This is a genomic window from Stenotrophomonas sp. PS02289, from assembly GCF_029960115.1.
Taxonomy (GTDB): domain Bacteria; phylum Pseudomonadota; class Gammaproteobacteria; order Xanthomonadales; family Xanthomonadaceae; genus Stenotrophomonas.
In genome coordinates, this window is sequence record NZ_JASCOZ010000033.1 from 18,398 (window position 1) to 34,461 (window position 16,064).

Annotated in this window: 13 protein-coding genes; 3 read left to right on the forward strand and 10 right to left on the reverse strand. The window is 65.9% G+C overall.

The window, feature by feature from the left end; translation table 11 throughout:
• Positions 1-45: 45 nt before the first annotated feature.
• Both QMX83_RS07000 and QMX83_RS07005 read right to left on the reverse strand, forming a co-directional pair.
• Positions 46-1,101 (reverse strand): 4-oxalomesaconate tautomerase, encoded by a 1,056-nt coding sequence (locus QMX83_RS07000; protein WP_282295899.1) that lies wholly within the window; start codon positions 1,099-1,101, stop codon positions 46-48.
• Positions 1,094-1,765: a 4-carboxy-4-hydroxy-2-oxoadipate aldolase/oxaloacetate decarboxylase gene (locus QMX83_RS07005; protein ID WP_282295900.1), complete on the reverse strand. Its 672-nt coding sequence runs from the start codon at positions 1,763-1,765 to the stop codon at positions 1,094-1,096. Before QMX83_RS07005 ends, QMX83_RS07000 begins: the two co-directional genes overlap by 8 nt.
• A 100-nt stretch (positions 1,766-1,865) precedes the next feature.
• Here QMX83_RS07005 and QMX83_RS07010 point away from each other — a divergent pair, with 100 nt between their 5' ends.
• On the forward strand, positions 1,866-3,122 hold the full coding sequence (locus QMX83_RS07010; protein WP_336618952.1) for a LysR substrate-binding domain-containing protein: 1,257 nt from the start codon (positions 1,866-1,868) through the stop codon (positions 3,120-3,122).
• A gap of 109 nt (positions 3,123-3,231) precedes the next feature.
• Here QMX83_RS07010 and acnB read toward each other — a convergent pair whose 3' ends face one another.
• The 8 genes from acnB to QMX83_RS07050 form a co-directional block, all read right to left on the reverse strand.
• On the reverse strand, positions 3,232-5,823 hold the full coding sequence (acnB, locus tag QMX83_RS07015; RefSeq protein ID WP_282295901.1) for a bifunctional aconitate hydratase 2/2-methylisocitrate dehydratase: 2,592 nt from the start codon (positions 5,821-5,823) through the stop codon (positions 3,232-3,234).
• 54 nt (positions 5,824-5,877) lie between these two features.
• Positions 5,878-6,276 (reverse strand): type II toxin-antitoxin system VapC family toxin, encoded by a 399-nt coding sequence (locus QMX83_RS07020; protein ID WP_282295910.1) that lies wholly within the window; start codon positions 6,274-6,276, stop codon positions 5,878-5,880.
• A 6-nt stretch (positions 6,277-6,282) separates the two neighbouring features.
• On the reverse strand, positions 6,283-6,507 hold the full coding sequence (locus QMX83_RS07025) for an AbrB/MazE/SpoVT family DNA-binding domain-containing protein (protein ID WP_282295902.1): 225 nt from the start codon (positions 6,505-6,507) through the stop codon (positions 6,283-6,285).
• A 172-nt stretch (positions 6,508-6,679) separates the two neighbouring features.
• Positions 6,680-8,107 (reverse strand): porin, encoded by a 1,428-nt coding sequence (locus QMX83_RS07030; RefSeq protein ID WP_282295903.1) that lies wholly within the window; start codon positions 8,105-8,107, stop codon positions 6,680-6,682.
• Between the two features lie 111 nt (positions 8,108-8,218).
• Positions 8,219-8,995: an ABC transporter permease gene (locus QMX83_RS07035; RefSeq protein WP_282295904.1), complete on the reverse strand. Its 777-nt coding sequence runs from the start codon at positions 8,993-8,995 to the stop codon at positions 8,219-8,221.
• Entirely contained in the window at positions 8,979-9,812 is an 834-nt protein-coding gene (locus QMX83_RS07040) for an ABC transporter ATP-binding protein (protein WP_282295905.1), read from the reverse strand. The genes QMX83_RS07035 and QMX83_RS07040 overlap by 17 nt, the downstream gene beginning before the upstream one ends.
• 13 nt (positions 9,813-9,825) lie before the next feature.
• Complete coding sequence (locus tag QMX83_RS07045) at positions 9,826-10,881, reverse strand: ABC transporter substrate-binding protein (protein WP_282295906.1); 1,056 nt, start codon at positions 10,879-10,881, stop codon at positions 9,826-9,828.
• A 93-nt stretch (positions 10,882-10,974) separates the two neighbouring features.
• Positions 10,975-12,081 (reverse strand): 4-oxalomesaconate tautomerase, encoded by a 1,107-nt coding sequence (locus QMX83_RS07050; protein ID WP_282295907.1) that lies wholly within the window; start codon positions 12,079-12,081, stop codon positions 10,975-10,977.
• 108 nt (positions 12,082-12,189) lie between these two features.
• On the opposite strand from QMX83_RS07050, the gene QMX83_RS07055 reads away from it, so the two are divergent.
• On the forward strand, positions 12,190-13,092 hold the full coding sequence (locus tag QMX83_RS07055; protein WP_282295908.1) for a LysR family transcriptional regulator: 903 nt from the start codon (positions 12,190-12,192) through the stop codon (positions 13,090-13,092).
• Between the two features lie 163 nt (positions 13,093-13,255).
• Complete coding sequence (gene acnA, locus QMX83_RS07060) at positions 13,256-16,012, forward strand: aconitate hydratase AcnA (protein ID WP_282295909.1); 2,757 nt, start codon at positions 13,256-13,258, stop codon at positions 16,010-16,012.
• Positions 16,013-16,064: the final 52 nt, after the last annotated feature.

Below are 16,064 nucleotides of genomic sequence, written 5' to 3' on the forward strand. Positions count from 1 at the left end.
ATCAACCCTCCCAGGTCGCAAGAATAGTAGTCAGGCGGTGCCCATTCAGTCGAACAGCACGCCGTCAAACAGCTTTCGCGCAGTGCGCAGCACGGCGGCACCCGCCACCTGCCCCGCCGCATCCCGCGTCAGCACGCAACCGGTGCTGCCGCTGGGGTGTTCAATGTCCAGTTGCAGGGAGGTGCCGCCCGGCACCTCGGCCAGCGCCTGCGCCGGGGAACCCGGCAGCAGGCAGGCCGTGGCCACGCTGACCGCGCCGAGCACGCCGATCGAGGCGTGGCAGCGGTGCGGAATGAACGAGCGCACACTGATCGCCCCGCCGTCGCGCGGTGCGGCCACCAGCATCATCTTCGGCACGGACTGCGCGGCGACGTCGCCCAGGTTCATCCGCGGGCCGGCCTGCAGCCGGATCACCTCCAACCGGGCCTTCAGCGCGTCGTTCGCATCCAGGGTGGCGCGGTCCTCATGGCCACTGACGCCGACATCGGTCGCCCGCAGCACCACGCACGGCATGCCGTTGTCGATCAGGGTCACCTCGACGCCCTCAATGACGTCCACGGCATTGCCGCTGGGCAGCAGCGCGCCACAGCTGGACCCGGCGATATCGGCGAAAGTCAGCGGCACCGCGGCGGCCGTGCCCGGCACGCCGTCGATCCGCGCCGCGCCGTCGTACGTCACCTGGCCGCCGGGCGTCTGCACGGTGGCCGTGGCGATCTTGCCGGTGTTGACCATGAAGATGCGCACCTCGGTCTGCGCGTCGGCGGCCTTCACCAACCCACGCTCGATCGCGAACGGGCCGACACCGGCCAGCAGGTTGCCGCAGTTCTGGGCGTCGCTGACCAGCGCTTGGTCGACGAACACCTGCAGGAACAGATAATCCACGTCGGCGTCGTCGCGGGCGGACGCGGATACCACCGCCACCTTGGAGGTCAGCGGATCGGCGCCGCCCATGCCGTCGATCTGGCGCGGATCCGGCGAACCGTACGCACGCAGCAGGAAGGTGTCGCGCGCGGCGGGCTCGGCAGGCAGCTCCGAGGCGAGGAAGTATCCCCCCTTGGAGGTGCCCCCACGCATCCACATCGCGCGAATGCCCTTACTCATAACGCAGGCCCTTGGCCGCCAGGCGCTCGCGCATCGCATAGATGTCCAGGCCGAGTTCACCACGCGCCAGCCGCTCACGCTTGTCCGCTTCACGCGCTTCGCGGGCCTGCGCTTCGGCCGCTACACGCACGGCGTCGATGCGCGGCACGATGCAGACGCCGTCATCGTCGGCAATCACGACGTCGCCGGCGTGCACCACAGCTCCACCGCAGACCACCGGCACGTTGACCGAGCCCAGCGTCTCCTTGACCGTACCCTGCGCATGGATCGCACGGCTCCACACCGGGAAGCCCATCGCGGTCAGGTCGCGCACGTCACGTACGCCGGCATCGATCACCAGCCCGCGGCAGCCGCGCACCTGCGCCGACGTCGCCAGCAGGTCACCAAAGTAGCCATCGGTACAGTCGCTGGTCGGGGCCACCACCAGAACATCGCCATCACGCAGCTGCTCGATGGCCACGTGCATCATCCAGTTGTCGCCGGGCGGCACCGAGACGGTGATGGCACTGCCGGCAATTCGCGCGCCGGCATAGATCGGACGAAGCCGTGCATGCAGCAGCCCGCTACGGCCCTGCGCTTCGTGCGCGGTCGCCACGCCGACCTGGGCGAGGGTCTGGATCGCGGCCGGGTCGGCGCGCTCGATGTGGGTGATGACGCGGGACATCCATCCATCCTTCGTTGATGATGGCGCAGTCTTGTCCGCAGTCCCCAACACCTCAAGATCGATTTGCGAACGACCCATTCAATATGGTTATAGTTCTGTCATGAACAGCGTGCCGGAATTGAACCTCAAGCACCTGCACGCGCTGGTCGCCGTGCACACCCACGGCGGCATCAGCGCTGCCGCACCCCACATCAATCTTTCCCAGCCCGCACTCACCCAGGCGGTTGCCCGACTGGAACGGCAGCTGGACACCGCCCTGTTCGACCGCCAGCCTGGCGGCATGGCGGCCACCGAAGCCACCACGTTGCTGGTGCCACGCATTGCACGCGCCTTGGGCTATCTGGCCCAGGGCGTGCGCCTCGCCCGCCGCGCCGCACGTCTTCCCGCCCTGCCCGCCATCGAGCGCCGGCTTACCCTCAGTCAGCTGCGCGCCCTCACCGCCGTGGACACTGCCGGCAGTTACACCCTGGCCGCTGCGCGCGCCGGGCTCTCGCAACCGGCGATGCACCGCGCCGTGCGCGAGCTGGAAGCGGTGATCGAAGTCCCGCTCCTGCAGCGCCGCGGCAAGACCCTGCAGCCCACGCCCGCCGCCAACCGCCTGCTACGCCAGGTGCGGCTGGCCCTGGCCGAGCTCAACGCCGGCCTGGACGAACTGCACGCGTTGCGCGACCAGCACGGCGGCCGGCTCGCCATCGGGGTCATGCCCCTGGCCCGTGCCATCCTGCTGCCGCAGGCCCTCGCCCGCTTCGCACGCGCGTGGCCCGGTGCCACCGTCAATGTCGTCGAGGGGCCGTTCTCCGAGGTGCTTGCCGACCTGCGCGAAGGCAGCCTGGATCTGCTCGTCGGTGCCATGCGCGACCTCAGCGCGGTGCGCGACGTGGTGCAGGAAGGGCTGTTCGACGACGACCCGGTCATCGTCGGCCGCGCCGGGCATCCGCTTGCCGGCCGGAAGACCCTCACGTTCGACCATCTGCTCCGCTATCCCTGGGTCATTCCCGCGACCGGTGCCCCGGTCCGCGCCCGCTGGGAACGCATGTTCCGCGACAATGGCCATGCACCGCCCGTGCTGCGGATCGAATGTGGTTCGCTGGTGATCACCCGCGGCCTGCTGCTGGAAGACGACTGGCTCACGCTCATGTCGCGTGACCAGTTCCTGTTCGAGCGCCGTGCTGGCCTGCTGGTCGAGCTGGGCCTGGCTGGCGAAGCCCTTCGTCGCCGCATCGGCCTGACCACCCGTGCCGACTGGCACCCCACCCGCGCGCAACAAGGCTTCGTGCAGATCTTCCGCGACGTCTGCGCCGAGCGCAGCGACGATGGCCCGACCGAGTGGCCGTTCCGCTATCCCGACACGCGGTGACGCGGTTCGTGCGTCGCACTCTTTGCCATCGCAGAAAACAAAAACCCCCGGCTTTCACCGGGGTTCTTGTTTACATCGGCAGGTCGCCACCGTGGGTGGCGACGTTCCTTCAGGCAGCGACCGTCTTGGCCACTTCCTGGTATTCCTCGATCTGGTCGAAGTTCATGTAGCGGTAGATCTCGCTGCCGCTGGCAGCGATCACGCCCACGTCGGCCATGTACTCTTCCTTGGTCGGGATGCGACCCAGACGCGAGCAGATCGCGGCCAGTTCGGCCGAACCCAGGTACACGTTGGTATTGCGGCCCAGACGGTTCGGGAAGTTGCGGGTCGAGGTCGACATCGCGGTGGAACCTTCACGGATCTGCGCCTGGTTGCCCATGCACAGCGAGCAGCCCGGCATTTCCATGCGCGCGCCGGTCGCACCGAAGGTGCCGTACACGCCTTCCTTGGTCAGCTCGGAGGCGTCCATCTTGGTCGGCGGAGCCACCCACAGGCGGGTCGGCAGGTCACGCTTGCCTTCCAGCAGCTTGGCCGCGGCACGGAAGTGACCGATGTTGGTCATGCACGAACCGATGAACACTTCGTCGATCTTGGCACCGGCGACTTCGGACAGGGTCTTCACGTCGTCCGGGTCGTTCGGGCAGGCCACGATCGGCTCGTGGATGTCGGCCAGGTCGATCTCGATGACGGCGGCGTACTCGGCGTCGGCATCCGGCTCCAGCAGGTTCGGGTTGGCCAGCCACGCTTCCATCTTCTCGATGCGACGCTGCAGCGAACGCGGATCCTGGTAACCCTCGGCAATCATCCACTTCAGCAGGGTGATGTTGCTGGTCAGGTACTCGATGATCGGTTCCTTGTTCAGGCGCACCGAGCAACCGGCGGCCGAACGCTCGGCCGAGGCGTCGGACAGTTCGAACGCCTGTTCGACCTTCAGCTCCGGCAGACCTTCGATTTCCAGGATGCGACCGGAGAAGATGTTCTTCTTGCCGGCCTTGGCCACGGTCAGCAGACCGGCCTTGATCGCGTACAGCGGAATCGCGTTGACCAGGTCACGCAGGGTCACGCCCGGCTGCATCTGGCCCTTGAAACGCACCAGCACCGATTCCGGCATGTCCAGCGGCATCACGCCGGTAGCCGCCGCAAAGGCGACCAGGCCCGAGCCGGCCGGGAACGAAATGCCCACCGGGAAACGGGTGTGCGAGTCGCCACCGGTGCCGACGGTGTCGGGCAGCAGCATGCGGTTGAGCCAGCTGTGGATCACGCCGTCGCCCGGACGCAGCGAGACGCCGCCACGGGTCGAGATGAACTCCGGCAGGGTGTGGTGGGTCTTGACGTCCACCGGCTTCGGGTACGCAGCGGTGTGGCAGAACGACTGCATCACCAGGTCGGCCGAGAAGCCCAGGCAGGCCAGGTCCTTCAGTTCGTCACGGGTCATCGGACCGGTGGTGTCCTGCGAGCCCACCGAGGTCATCTTCGGTTCGCAGTAGGTGCCCGGGCGCATGCCCTGGCCTTCCGGCAGACCGCAGGCGCGGCCGACCATCTTCTGTGCCAGCGAGAAGCCCTTGCCGGTATCGACCGGCTGCACCGGCAGGCGGAACAGATCGGTCGGAGCCAGGCCCAGCGCTTCACGCGCCTTGCCGGTCAGGCCACGGCCCACGATCAGCGGAATGCGGCCACCGGCGCGCACTTCGTCGAACAGCACTTCGGACTTCACTTCGAACTCGGCGATCACTTCGCCGTTCTTCAGCGCCTTGCCCTCGTACGGACGCAGCTCGACCACGTCGCCGTGGTTCATCTGCGAAACGTCCAGTTCGATCGGCAGTGCACCGGCGTCTTCCATGGTGTTGTAGAAGATCGGCGCGATCTTGCCACCCAGGCAGACGCCACCGGCACGCTTGTTCGGGATGTACGGAATGTCATCGCCGGTCCACCACAGCACACTGTTGGTTGCCGACTTGCGCGAGGAACCGGTGCCGACCACGTCGCCCACGTAGGCGACCAGGTGACCCTTGTCCTTCAGCGACAGGATCTGCTGGATCGGGCCGCGCTTGCCGTCTTCTTCCGGGGTGAACGGCGCATCGTCGCGCTTGTTCTTCAGCATCGCCAAGGCGTGCATCGGAATGTCCGGGCGGGTGGTGGCGTCCGGAGCCGGCGACAGGTCGTCGGTGTTGGTTTCGCCCGGCACCTTGAACACGGTGATGGTCATGCTCTGCGGCACTTCCGGCTTGCTGGTGAACCACTCGGCATCCGCCCAGCTCTGCAGCACGGCCTGGGCATTGGCGTTGCCGGCCTTGGCCTTGTCCTGCACGTCGTGGAAGGCGTCGAACACCAGCAGGGTGTTCTTCAGGCCGTCGGCGGCAATGGTGCCCACGGCGGCATCGTCCAGCAGCTGGACCAGCGGGGCCACGTTGTAGCCGCCCAGCATGGTGCCCAGCAGTTCGGTGGCGCGCTCACGGCTGATCAGCGCGTTCTGCTCGCTGCCCAGCGCGAGGGCGGCCAGGTACGAGGCCTTGACCTTGGCGGCGTCGTCGACGCCGGCCGGCACGCGGTGGGTCAGCAGGTCGAGCAGGAACTCGGCCTCGCCCGCCGGCGGGTTCTTCAGCAGTTCAATGACGTCGGCCGTCTGCTGGGCGGTCAGCGGCAGCGGCGGGATGCCAAGCGCGGCGCGCTCGGCTACGTGGTGGCGATAGGCTTCCAACATGACAACTCCCGGGTAATACGTTGAATGAAACAGTGAAAGGAAAAACGATGGGCCTCAGGCGAGCGGCACGATCAGCTTCAGACCCTTGAAGTAGTCGCGGTAAAACGTGTCGTTCCAGGTGATCAGCCCATCGCACTGCAGCAGTGCGTGCGCGCCCACCATGAAGTCGTCCAGGCTGCGGCGGGCGGTGCCGCGCTGGCGGTGGCGGCGATGCATCTCGCCGGCGCGGAGCGCCGATTTGGCCTCCAGCGCATTGAAGTGCACGCCCATTTCCTCGAGCGCTTCCAGAACCTCGGCTCCGCCGCGCAGGCTGGCGCAGACCTCGGCCAGGGTGGCACCACACACCACCACCTTGCCGCTGACCAGGCTCTGGCGCAGGCAGGCTTCCACGGCATCGGCCTGCGGCCCGTTGCTCAGCAGCTCCACCAGCACCGGTGAATCGACGGCGATCATCATCGATCAGTCCTCGTCGCGCACCGCGCGTACGGCGGCCTGGGCCGAATCAAAGCCGTCCAGCGCGAATTTTCCGCGCGCGCGTGATATGGCGTCGTCAACGCTCTTGCGCAGGATGATGCGGCTGCCGTCCAGCTCCACCTTCAGCTGGGTGCCCTTGGTCAGGCCCAACGCATCGCGCACGGCCTTGGGCAGGGTGATCTGACCGCGTTCGGCAACAGTGGCTTCCATCGGGTACGCCCTCTTCGGTATGTACGAATTATACATACTTCTGTGACCATACCGCTACGTCGCCGGCCGCATGTTACCGCCCGATGGGCCGGCGTTTTCGACCGTTCAGCAAGATCAGTACACGACAACGGGGTGCCCAGGGGCACCCCGTCTCAGTTCAACAGCCAATCGCTTAGAACGCTACCTGGAACCGGGTATTGAAGGTGGTGCCTTCGTCCTTGCCCTGCACCGCACCCGTCGGGTTGTCGGTCTGCCAGCGGATCACGTCGAACATGACCCGGCTGTAGTCGTTGAGGTACCAGTTGGCCCCCACCGTCCAGGCGTGGCCGGTGCCGCCGGTGGGCAGTTCGGCATAGTCCACGTCCTCGTAGCGGCCACGCAGTTCCCAGGCCCCGCGACCGCCGCTGGTGACCGGGTCGGCGACCTTCACCTTGCCCCAGGTACCGGCCTTGGCCGAGTACGACGGGCTGGCCCCGCTGAGGAACCAGCCGGCCGACACCGCCCAGGCGTCATGATCCAGGTCGTAACGACCACTGGCATTGGTCCCGCGCAGGTTACGCGTACCCCACTCGCCCGTCGCCCAGCCCTGCCCGAAGAAGCCGGCGGCTTCGACGCCATAAGCCGTGCTGCGGTCCGTACCGGCCAGCGTGCCCGGGGTGATCTTGACCAGGTCATTGAAGTGCCCGGCAATGGCCGAGCTGCGCAGCACGCCGGTCGACCCGGCGGCAATCTCCTCGTGGAACGCCCATGCCCCCAGGTGCAGCGTGGCCGCCTTGCTGGCGATGGGGTTCCAGTGCACGCGGGTGGCCCAGGTCTGGCTGTCGTTGTTGTCGCCGACGTTGTTGAGGTCGTTGCCGGCCACCGACAGACTGGCATGCCAGCCCTTGCCGTACACGCGCTCGGTCAGGCCCACACCGAACAGGCCGCGCTGCGGCAGCATCAGCGTGCCGACCACGTTGCGGTCCGGGAACGGCGTGTTGGAGGTACTGCTGGACCCGTCGATGCCGCGATCGTTGAGGCGGTTACCGATGGTCAGGTCGGCCGGCAGGCCGAACAGCTTGTGGTCAACCGTGGCGTACACCGACTTCCACGCGACCTCGTTGTCGGCGAAGTCACCCTCCACTGCCCAGCCCAGAATGCCGTAACGGCCTTCCGCGCCCAGGCGCACCGAGCGGATCTCGGTGCCGGAAATGTTGCGGTCGCTGCTGTCAGAGCCGTCGGTACTGGAGCCGTCCACGAACAGACGGCCGCGCGGACGGAAGGTCACGTTGCCATCGGCGCTGGTGAACTCCGGCGCGCCCTTGCTGAAGGAGACCTTGGGCGCTTTGGACTGCTGGGTTTCGAGTTTTGCTACGCGACTTTCCAGTTCCGGAGCAGGTGCAGCCACGGGCGCGGCAGCGGTGCAACCGGTGCCTTCCAGTGCATCAAGGCGGGATTGAAGCTGCTGGATCTGCTGCGCTTGCTGCTGCACCAGCGCGGTGAGCTCGGCCTGGCTGAGCGGTGCCGGCGGGGTGGACTGCGCGGCGGCATGGCCGCTGGCCAGCAGCAGGCCAAGCGCCACCGTCAGCGCTGCGCGGGGCAGCACGGGATGCGTCTTCATGGGTTCTCTCTCCAACCCGCCGGCACGTGGCCTGGCGGGTGCATTGCAATGATGCGGGGGGAATGTTTTCAGACGCGCGACGCCGGGGCTTCCCGACGTCGCGTCAGGCAATCAGCTGGTCGCGCCCTGCTGCGCGTTCGGACGCCAGGTGATCACCCGGTTCTCGACGATGTCCAGCATGGCGTCGATCACCAGCACGAAGGCGGCCAGGATGATGATGCCGGCGAACACGCCCACGGCATTGAAGTTGCCTTCCGCCTGCGCGATCAGGTAGCCCAGACCGGCCGATGCACCGAGGTACTCGCCGATGATGGCACCGACAACCGCAAAGCCGACCGAGGTGCGCAGCGAAGACAGGATCCAGCTGGCCGCCGCCGGGAAGTACACATGACGCAGCAGATCGCTGCGCCCGGCTCCCAGGATGCGGGCGTTGGCCAGCACCACCGGGTTCACTTCACGCACGCCCTGCATGGCGTTGAAGAAGGTGGTGAAGAACACCAGCGTCACTGCCAGCGCCACCTTGGACCACAGGCCCAAGCCCAGCCACAGCACGAAGATCGGTGCCAGCACCACACGCGGGATCGCATTGAAGCCCTTGATGAAGGGATCCAGGATGCGCGCCGAGCGCCGGCTCAGGCCGAGCCACACACCGCCGGCAACACCCAGCGCGGTACCGATCAGGTAGCCCAGCGCGGTTTCGGTCAGGGTGATGTACACGTGCTGGTAGAACGAGGTATCCGACAGCCAGGTCCACGACTGCTTGGCGATGGCGGTCGGTGCCGGGAAGAAGAACGGGTCGATCCACCCCATGGCGATGCCGCCTTCCCAACCACCGAATACAATGATGACCAGCGCAAGCTGGATGAATTTGTCAGTCCTGGCGTGCATAGCTCTTCTCCACTTCGCCGCGCAGGCAGGCCCAGATATCGCGGTACAGGTCGGTAAAACGTTGGTCGAGTTTGATTTCCGCCACGTTGCGCGGACGCTCCAGGTCGACATCGAAACTGCGCACCACACGGCTGGCAGGACCGGACGACAGCACCACCACGCGGTCGCCCAGCGCAATGGCCTCTTCCAGATCGTGGGTGATCAGAATCACCGAGCGGCGGTCTTCCTGCCACAGGCGCAGCAGTTCGTTCTGCATCAGGTGACGGGTATGGATGTCCAGCGCCGAGAACGGCTCGTCCATCAGGATCACCTTCGGCTCCACGATCAGCGCCTGCGCCATCTGCACGCGCTTGCGCTGGCCGCCGGACAGCTGGTGCGGATAGCGGTGTTCAAACCCGGACAGACCGACCTTGGCCAGCCAGGCATTGACCTTCTGCTTGCGCTCGGCTTCGCCGACGCCGCGGAACTTCAGGCCCAGTTCCACGTTCTGGTAAGCGGTCTTCCAGGGCAGCAGCGCATCCTGCTGGAACAGATAGCCGACCGACGCCTGCACGCCATTGACGGCACGCCCATCGATGCTGACCTCACCGGCGGAGGGCTTCAGCAGCCCCGCCACGGAATTGAGGATGGTGCTCTTGCCGCAGCCGGTGGGGCCGACAATGGCGAGGAACTCGCCATTGCCCACCTGGATGTCGACGTCGCGTACGGCAGTGAAGTCGCCGAAGGACATGGTGACCTGGTTGATCGCAACCATGGTCTGTGCAGGCTCCAGCTGCGGTGCGCCGTTGAGCTTGCGCACGGTGGCATTGGTGGCCATGGGTTACCTCCGCTTAGTTCTGGGCAGCCGGGGTCGAGGCGCTGGCGCGTTCGACGAAGGCATTGGTGTAGGTCTTGGACAGGTCGATATCGTGGTTGGCCACGTCCTTGTTGAACTCGCGCAGCACCTTCAGCGGCGTTTCCAGATCAGCCGGGGTGAAGTGACCATCCTTGGTGAAGATGGCGCGGGCGTTCTCGACGGCACGCGCGTAGGTGGCGCGATCACCAGAGACGTAGCTGTCCGGCAGCGCCGCGACGATGTCCTCGGCGCTGTTGTCAGCGATGAACTTCAGGGCCTTCTGCTCGGCGCGGGCGATCTTCTCGGCGGCATCCGGACGCTGGTCCAGGAAGCTCTGGTTGGCATACATCACCGAGGTCGGATACAGGCCGCCATACACCTGGCGGGCACCCTCGTCGCTGCGTGCATCGATGATGATCTTGCCGACCTTGCGCTCGGTGATCAGCGTGGCGGCCGGATCGTAGTTCACCAGCAGGTCGATCTTGCCCTGCTCCAGCGCGGCCACGGCCGCGGCACCGGAACCCACGCCGATCAGCGAGATGCTGTCGACCGGGATGTCATGCTGGGCCAGGAAGTGGCGCACGAAGAAGTCCGACGATGACCCCGGTGCGGTGATGCCCACTTTCTGGCCCTTGATCGTTTCCGGGCGCGCCGGATCAAACGTCGCATCGTCACGCCCGGCCATCACCAGCCCGGAGTTGCGCGACAGCAGCACGAACGCCACGACGTCTTTCTGCTTGGCCTGCATCTGGATGGTGTGGTCATAGAAGCCCACCGCCACATCGGTGGAGTTGGCCACCAGCGCCTGCAGCACTTTGGAACCGCCCTGGGCGAAATTCTCGGTCTTCACGTCCAGGCCCACTTCCTTGAAGTAGCCCTTGGAATCGGCGATGAAGAACGGCAGGTTGTTGAGGTTGTAAGACCCCACGCTGATGCGGACCGGGGCATTGTCGCCGCCGCTGGCAGCGGCACCTTCGCCGCCGGATTTGCCACAGCCGGCAACAGCCAGGCTTGCCGCGACCAGCGCGGTCATCAGAAATCGCTTGTACATCTATCCCTCCCAGGATGTGCTGCTACGTGTAACGGTGTTTCGGTGGAGGTCGGGAGGTCGTGCCTGCGGCGCGGCCTCCTGACCGGGGTCAGGTCATGCCGCTGAAGTCCATTGCGTGGTTGCGGTGGCAATCGGCGTGGTGGCGAACACCCGGCCTTCAAACAGGCGGCGGGCGGTGCGAACCACGCTGGCCACGACCGGCGCGTGTTCCGAGCTGCGACTCAAGCCCACGTCCAGGGCACCGCTCGGATGTTCGAGAGTAATCAAAGTGGGCAATGCGTCACACCCGACGAACGTGTTAGCCAGGGTGCCCGGCGTCGCTGCGGCCGTGGCAATGCCCACGCCGCCGGTGATCGCCAATGCCGTATGGCATTGATGTGGCATGAAATAACGCACCTGCAGGCTGCCGCCATGTTGCGGTGCGGAAAGCAAAACGGGTTTAGGAATGACTTTGCTGCCGGCATCGGCGATGCCCATGCGTTCGCCCGCCTGGATGCGAATGGCTTCCATCCGCGTCATCAGATCACGATTGGCATTGAGCTCCGCCGGCGATTCACCGCCCTGCACGCCGAGGTCGCTGGCGCGGATCAGCACCATCGGCATGGCGCAGTCGATCAGGCTCACATCCGCGCCATCGATCTGTTCCATTGCATGACCGCTGGGCAGCAGTTTGCCGGTGCGTGCGCCCGCCGCGTCGAGAAAGGCGAGCTGCACCGGCGCGGCACCGCCGGGCGCACCGGCAATATGGGTGTCGCCGCGATACACCACCTGGCCATGGGGCGTTTCCACCGTCGCCACGATCACCTTGCCGGTGTTGACGTTGTGGATGCGTACTTCCGTGCGCGGGTGGTGCGCCTGCACCAGGCCGCGTTCGATGGCATACGGCCCCACCGCGGCCAGCATGTTGCCGCAGTTCGGCGAGGTGTCGACCAGACGCTGTTCCACCTTGACCTGGGCGAACAGGTAGTCCACGTCGGCGTCCGGGCGGCTGGCCTTGTCGATGATCGCCACCTTGCTGCTGAGTGCATTGCCACCGCCGATGCCGTCGATCTGCAGCGGGTGCCCCGAGCCCATCACTTCCACCAGCAGGCGGTCGCGGGCGGCGATGTCGGTCGGCAGGTCCGAGGCCAGGAAGAACGGCCCCTTGGAGGTACCGCCGCGCATGAGCACGCAGGGAATGCTGGAAAGATCGTTGGACATACGTGTGGTAGATTGATGCTTATAGCGGATGAATATCACCCTGTGATTCGATACTGGCATGACCCCGATTGATCTGTGAATTGCTGATTTTTGGATGATTAATGCCCTATGAGCATCAATTGCGAAATCCTCGACCTGCGCGCCTTCCTGCTGGTGGCCGAAACCCGCAGCTTCCATCGCGCCGCTGAAACCCTGCATGTCTCACAACCTGCGCTGAGCCGTCGCATCCAGAAGCTGGAACAGGCGGTGGGCTCTCCCCTGCTGGAACGCACCACGCGCAGCGTCAGCACCACGGCGGTCGGCGAGAACCTGCTGCCACTGGTACGACGCATGATTGAAGAGTTCGATGGCTCGCTGTTTTCACTGCGCGGCCACGACGACACCCGTGGTGCCACCGTCACCATCGCCTGCCTGCCGACTGCGGCGTTCTACTTCCTGCCCAGCGTGATGGCACGCTTCCATGAGGCGCATCCGAATGTGCGCTTCCGCATTCTCGACATCCCCGCCACCGAAGGGCTGCAGGCGGTGGAGCGTGGCGAAGTGGAATTCGGCATCAATTTCATGGGAGCCAACGATCCGAATCTGGATTTTGATGTGCTCGCCGAAGACCCCTTCGTGCTGGCCTGCCGACGCGACCATCCGCTGGCGCGCAAGCGCAAGGTGGAGTGGTCCGACCTGGCCCGCCACCAGCTGATCACCGTGCATCGCACCAGCGGCAACCGCACCCTGCTCGACGGCGCACTGGCGCGCGAAAACCTCAAGCTTAGCTGGCACTACGAAGTGACCCACCTGTCCACGTCACTGGGCATGGTCGAAGCGGGGATCGGCGTGTCGGTACTGCCGAAAATGGCCACCCCCGACGGGGATCACCCCATTCTGGTCACGCGCCCGATCGGCAACCCGGTGGTCTCGCGCACCATCGGCATCGTGCGGCGGCGCGGGGCCCTGCTCTCGCCCAGTGCCGAACGCTTCCTGCAGATGCTGATGAGCCAGTGGCGGGGCAAGCCGTGACACGAAAACTACATACGAATGTATAACCTTGCGTTCTGAGCCGGCTGCCGCGCCGACCCACTGGCATCAGCCATACTGGCTGCATGCCGGCGGCCCCGCCGGCCATCGCAAGCAGGTCCGTCCGCGGGCCACTGCAAGCCATCCGCAAGAGGAGTTTCCCCGCATGAGCGATTCGTTCTCCACCCGCAGCCAGCTGGATGTCGGCGGCGCGGCCTACGACTACTTCAGCCTGCCCAAGCTCGGCCAGCAGTTCGACATCTCCCACCTGCCCTATTCGATGAAGATCCTGCTGGAGAACCTGCTCCGGCACGAGGACGGCGGTGCGACGGTCGGCCGCGACCACATCGAGGCCGTGGCGAAATGGGACCCCAAGGCAGAACCGGACGTTGAGATTGCGTTCATGCCGGCGCGCGTGGTCCTTCAGGATTTCACCGGCGTGCCCTGCGTGGTCGACCTGGCGGCGATGCGCGATGCCGTGGTCAAGCTCGGCGGCCGCCCGGAGCAGATCAATCCGCAGATTCCGTCCGAACTGGTCATCGACCACTCGGTGCAGGTGGACGTGTTCGGCAAGCCCGACGCACTGGACCTCAACGGCAAGATCGAATTCCAGCGCAACCAGGAACGCTATGGCTTCCTGCGCTGGGGCCAGAAGGCCTTCGACAACTTCAAGGTGGTACCGCCCAACACCGGCATCGTGCACCAGGTGAACCTGGAGAATCTGGCGCGTGTGGTGATGACCGCGGACAAGGACGGCAAGGCTGTGGCCTACCCCGACACCGTGTTCGGTACCGACAGCCACACCACGATGATCAACGGCATCGGCGTGCTCGGTTGGGGCGTGGGCGGCATCGAAGCCGAAGCGGCCATGCTCGGCCAGCCTTCCTCGATGCTGATTCCGCAGGTGGTCGGTTTCAAACTGACCGGCAGGCTGCCGGAAGGTGCCACCGCGACCGACCTGGTGCTGACCGTCACCCAGATGCTGCGCAAGCACGGCGTGGTCGGCAAGTTCGTCGAGTTCTTCGGCGAAGGCCTGCAGCACCTGCCGCTGGCCGACCGCGCCACGATCGGCAACATGGCTCCGGAGTACGGTGCCACCTGCGGCATCTTCCCGATCGACCAGGAGTCGCTGAACTACCTGCGCCTGTCCGGCCGCAGCGAAGAACAGATCGCGCTGGTCGAGGCGTATGCGAAGGCGCAGGGTCTGTGGCACGACGCCAACAGCCCGCACGCCAGCTACAGCGCCACGCTGGAACTGGACATGGGCGAAGTGAAGCCCTCCCTGGCCGGTCCCAAGCGCCCGCAGGACCGCGTGCTGCTGCAGGACGTGAAGCAGAACTACCGCGACAACCTCGGTGGACTCACCACCAACCGCGACAAGCGCAACGACGACGTCTCCAAGTTCGTCAACGAAGGCGGCGGCGCAGCGGTCGGCAACGAGCAGCTGGCCAAGGGCTATTCGGATGTCGCGCTGGACGGCCAGCGCTTCCGCCTGAAGGACGGCGCGGTGGTGATCGCGGCGATCACCTCGTGCACCAACACCTCCAACCCGGCGGTGATGATCGGCGCCGGCCTGCTCGCGCGCAACGCCGCGGCCAAGGGCCTGGACCGCAAGCCGTGGGTGAAAACCTCGCTCGGCCCAGGCTCGCGTGTGGTCACCGACTATCTGGAAAAAGCCGGCGTCCTCACCGAACTGGAAAAGGTCGGCTTCTACGTGGTCGGCTACGGCTGCACCACCTGCATCGGCAACTCCGGCCCGCTGCCCACCGAAGTCAGCGCCGGCATTGCCGCCGGTGACCTGGTGGTGACCTCGGTGCTGTCGGGCAACCGCAACTTCGAAGGGCGCGTGCACCCCGAAGTCAAAATGAACTACCTGGCCAGCCCGCCGCTGGTGGTGGCCTATGCCATTGCCGGCACCACCGACATCGACCTGACCACCGAGCCGCTCGGCACCGGCAGCGACGGCCAGCCGGTGTACCTGCGCGACATCTGGCCGAGCAACAAGGAAATCGGCGACGTCATTGCCGCCACCATCGGCCCGGAGATGTTCAAGCAGAACTACGCCGACGTGTTCAAGGGCGATACCCGCTGGAACACCATCCAGTCGCCCGAGGGCAATCTGTACGAGTGGGACGGTGCCTCGACCTACATCAAGAACCCGCCCTACTTCGATGGCATGACCATGCAGGTCGGGCATGTCGAGGACGTGCATGGCGCGCGGGTGATGGGCCTGTTTGGTGACTCGATCACCACCGATCACATTTCCCCGGCCGGCAACATCAAGAAGGACTCGCCGGCGGGCCGCTTCCTGCAGGAACGTGGCGTGCAGCCGGCCGACTTCAACAGCTACGGCAGCCGTCGCGGCAACGACGACGTGATGGTGCGCGGCACCTTCGCCAACATCCGCATCAAGAACCTGATGTTCGGCGGTGAGGAAGGCGGCAATACCCTGTACTACGGCAAAGCCGGTGGCGAACCGGAAAAGCTGGCGATCTACGACGCGGCCATGAAGTACAAGGCCGACGGCGTGCCGCTGGTGGTGTTTGCCGGCAAGGAGTACGGCACCGGCTCCTCGCGTGACTGGGCCGCCAAGGGCACCAACCTGCTCGGCGTGAAGGCGGTGATGGCCGAAAGCTTCGAGCGCATCCACCGCTCCAACCTGGTCGGCATGGGCGTGCTGCCGCTGCAGTTCCAGGCCGGCGAGAACGCGCAGAGCCTGGGCCTGGACGGCTCGGAAGTGGTGGACATCACCGGCCTGCAGGACGGGGCCAGCAAGACCGCCACGGTCACCGCGACCAAGGCCGATGGCACCGTGGTGACCTTCACGGCCCATGTGATGCTGCTGACGCCGAAGGAAGTGGAGTACTTCAAGCACGGCGGTTTGTTGCAGTACGTGCTGCGGCAGCTGGCCGCCAAGGGGTAATGGGATCTGACCGGTAGCGCCGGCCGTTGGCCGGCCCACGCACCCCTTGGGC